Source organism: Hydrogenophaga sp. (genome assembly GCF_041633695.1).
GTDB lineage: Bacteria > Pseudomonadota > Gammaproteobacteria > Burkholderiales > Burkholderiaceae_C > Hydrogenophaga.
Map to the genome: position 1 here is coordinate 1 of NZ_JBFJMY010000416.1, position 3,668 is coordinate 3,668.

Below are 3,668 nucleotides of genomic sequence, written 5' to 3' on the forward strand. Positions count from 1 at the left end.
GCGACGCCGCCCTGGGCAGCCTGAGCGCGTCCAGCAAAACCCAGACGCAATGGTCGTTTCTGTCCCAGTTGCACGGGCAAGGCCATGCCGCCGCCGACGCCTGGCTCCAGGCAAACGCGCGCCATCTGGGGCGGCGCAGCAGCTTCAACCCCGCCGACGTGGACCAGTTGCCGTCTTGAACCCCGCGACCGCCAGCGCAGGAGCGCCGCGCCGCGGCGGGTAGTATCGGCCCATGATCCGTTGGCAACGCTTCTTTCCCTTTCTGGCTTGGCCGCGCCTGAGCGGCTCCCTGTTGCGGGGCGAAGCGATGGCGGGTCTCACCGTCGGACTGATGGTGATCCCGCAAGGCGTGGCCTACGCCACGCTGGCGGGCCTGCCACCCATCACCGGTATTTACGCGGCCATGTTGCCCACCCTGGTGGGTGTGTTGTTCAGCGCCTCGACCCGGTTGGCGGTGGGGCCTACCGCACTGAGCTGCTTGCTGGTCAGCACCTCGCTCACCGGCCTGGCCGAGCCGGGCAGCGCCCAATGGGTGGAGCTCGCGGTCTGGCTGGCCTTGCTCGCGGGTCTGCTGCAAATCGTGCTCGGCCTGGTGCGTTTTGGCTGGTTGCTCAATCTGGTCAACGCGCCGGTGCTGATGGCGTTCACCCAGGCGGCGGCGCTGCTCATCATCGGCTCGCAACTCCCGGGGCTGCTGGGCCTGCAAGGCGATTGGTCGGGCGCACTGAGCGCTGCGGGCTGGCACCTGCCGTCGTTGGCGTTTGGCCTGGGCAGCCTGCTGGCGCTGATGCTGGCGCGGCGTTGGCGGCCCGGTTTTCCCAGCGTGTTGCTGGTGGTGCTGGCGACCTCGGGCATCAGCTACGGCATCGGCTTTGAAGCCCTGGGCGGGCGCGTGATCGGGCCGCTGCCGCACCAGCTGCCCAGTCTGGCGCTGCCGGGCTGGCCCGGTTGGGCGGTGTTGTCCCAGTTGCTGCTGCCCACGCTCATCATCACCCTGGTGAGCTTTCTGGAAACTGCGGCCAGCGCCAAGGTGGACAACGGGCAGCAAGACCAGCTGTGGAACCAGAACCAGGACCTGCTCGGCCAAGGCCTGGCCAAGATCGCGTCGGCGCTGTCGGGCAGCTTCCCGACCAGCACCTCGTTTTCGCGCTCGGCGCTCAATCTGTACGCCGGTGCACGCAGCGGCTGGGCCACCGTGTTTTCGGTGGTGGTGGTCACGCTCTGCCTGCTGGTGTTCACGCCTTTGCTGCAGCACGTGCCCCGGGCGGTGCTGGCCGCCATCGTTTTGGTGGCGGTGCTGAGTCTGGTCAAACCCGGCGCCTTCGTTCGCCTGTGGCGCATCTCGCGCACCGAAGCGCTCATCGCCGTCAGCACCTTTGCCATCACCCTGCTGGCCTCGCCGCAGCTGCATTGGGGCGTGATCGCCGGTGTGATCATGGCGCTGAGCCATTTTCTGTACCAGCGGCTGCACCCGCGCATCATCGAAGTGGGTCTGCACGCCGACGGCAGTCTGCGCGACCGCCACCTCTGGCACCTGCCCCCCTTGCGACCCCATATGTACGCCATGCGCATGGACGCGGCGCTCGACTTCGCCACCGCCAGCGCCCTGGAACGCGCCATCACCGAGCGCCTGGCCACCCAGCCCGATACGCACCACGTGGTGATTTTTGCCCAGGCCTTCAACTGGATCGACGCCAGCGGCGTGGAGATGATGGGCATTCTGTGCCCGCGCCTGCGCGAAAAAGGCGTCACCCTGCATTTGGTGGGCCTGAAACTGCCGATAGAAACCGTGCTGCGCAAAGCCGGTGCGCTGGAAGACGGACCCGGCCTGCGGCTGTACCGCACCGATGCCGAGGCCTTGCACGCTTTTGCGAAAAAACACATGGGCGACACCATCGTCGACCAGGGCGACAGCCTGGTCGGGCCGGTGGGTTCCTGAGCGCAGCGAACCGAGCCGGCGCAGTCAGTCGGCGTCTGGCGCCTCCGGTTCCGCTGCGTTTTGCAGGTGCAGGGTCTGGGTGGGAAAGGCGATCTCGGCACCGTGCTGCGCGATGATCTCGCCGATTTTCAGCAACACGTCCTGCTTCACCTCGTGGTACGCCACCCAAACCGTGGTCTTGGTGAAGGCGTAGATCATGAGGTCGAGCGAAGACGGGCCAAAACCATTGAAATTGACGATCAAGGTCTGGCTGGCGTCCATGCCTTCGTGCGCCTTGAGCATGGCCTTGATGTCGGCCACGATGGGCGCGACCACCGCAAAGTCGTCGTAGCGCAGGCCAATCGTTTCCTTGAGGCGGCGGTGGCTCATGCGCGAGGGGTTTTCCACCACGATGCTGGTGAACACCGCATTGGGCACATAGATCGGGTTCTTGTTGAAAGCGCGCACCCGCGTGTGGCGCCAGCTGATGTATTCCACCGTGCCTTCGATGCTCTTGTCGGGCGAGCGTATCCATTCGCCCACCGCGAACGGGCGGTCCAGATAAATCGTGAGGCCGCCAAAAAAATTGGCCAGCAAATCCTTGGCCGCAAAACCCACGGCGATGCCGCCCACGCCGCCCAGCGCCAGCAAGCCGGTGATCTGAAAGCCCAGGGTCTGCGCTCCCACCAGCAGCGCCACGATCACCGTCACCAGGCGCGCCAGTTTGCCCAGGGCATCGACCGTGGTCCGGTCCACTTCCTCACCCCGCTCCACACGTGCCGCGATCACGTTGCGACCCACCTTGCCCACGAACTGCAGCAAAAACCAGCTGACGCAGACGATCAAGGCCACGTCGCGCAAGGCCAGCACCTCGTCCAGAAACAACTCGTCGCTCTGGCGCTGCAGCACGCGCGCCATGTAGCCCGCACCCACCACCCACATGGCGGCCAGCACCGGGCGGCTGGCGCTGCTCACCAGGGCGTCGTCCCACACCGTGCTGGTGCGCTCGGTTGCCTTGGCGGCGTGGCGCAACAAAATCTGGGCCACCTGGTTCAACAAAATGGTGACCAGCGCGATGGCAGCCAGCGAGGCCAGCCACAGTTCGATGCCGACATATTGGGTAAGAAAGAGACTGATTTGCTTCATCCGGACCACTTTAGCAGCCGACCACCGGCATCCGCCTGGCCACGCGAGCCGCACAATGGCAGAAAACTCGGTATTTCCGACGATGCGTAGCAACGCCGAGCCGTGTACAGTACTTCTGGCAATTTGCAGAACGGAGTTCCATTTTGAACAGCAGCACTGAACTGGGCGACGCCATCGGCACGGCCCGGGGATCCGACCCGGAACCCGCGGCGGCGCCCAAACGCCCGGGACGGCGCGGCCCACCACCCAAGGCCAAGGAAGACCGCCATTTCGTGACCGCATTGGCCCGCGGGCTGGAAGTGCTGTCGTGCTTTCGCACCGGCGAGAGCACGCTCAGCAACCAGGAACTGGCGCAGCGCTGCAAGCTGCCCAAGAGCACAGTCACGCGCCTGACCATGACGCTGACCAAGCTGGGCTACCTGATCCACGTGGAAGAAAGCGGCCGCTACCGCCTGGGCACCGCCTGCCTGGCGCTGGGCAGCGCCATGCTGACGCGGCTGGACGTGCGAAAAATCGCCCGGCCCATGATGCAAGAGCTGGCCGACTACTCCAATTCCACCGTGTCGCTGGGCGTGCGCGACAAACTCTCGCTGATCTACGTGGA

The 3,668-nt window shown here is 65.6% G+C and carries 3 protein-coding genes; 2 read left to right on the forward strand and 1 reads right to left on the reverse strand.

The window, feature by feature from the left end; genetic code table 11:
• Positions 1-232 precede the first annotated feature (232 nt).
• Positions 233-1,939, forward strand: coding sequence for a SulP family inorganic anion transporter (locus ABYB95_RS19220; RefSeq protein ID WP_372660544.1), 1,707 nt, complete (start codon positions 233-235; stop codon positions 1,937-1,939).
• 24 nt (positions 1,940-1,963) lie between these two features.
• On the opposite strand, the gene ABYB95_RS19225 is transcribed toward ABYB95_RS19220, so the two are convergent.
• Positions 1,964-3,064: a mechanosensitive ion channel family protein gene (locus ABYB95_RS19225; protein ID WP_372660547.1), complete on the reverse strand. Its 1,101-nt coding sequence runs from the start codon at positions 3,062-3,064 to the stop codon at positions 1,964-1,966.
• 272 nt (positions 3,065-3,336) lie between these two features.
• On the opposite strand from ABYB95_RS19225, the gene ABYB95_RS19230 reads away from it, so the two are divergent.
• A partial coding sequence (locus ABYB95_RS19230) for an IclR family transcriptional regulator (RefSeq protein ID WP_372660550.1) occupies positions 3,337-3,668 on the forward strand: 332 nt, incomplete at its 3' end.

Coding starts and splice junctions, on each gene's coding strand:
- ABYB95_RS19220 (WP_372660544.1), top strand. CDS start 233: ATGATCCGTTGGCAACGCTTCTTTCCCTTTCTGGCTTGGCCGCGCCTG.
- ABYB95_RS19225 (WP_372660547.1), bottom strand. CDS start 3,064: ATGAAGCAAATCAGTCTCTTTCTTACCCAATATGTCGGCATCGAACTG.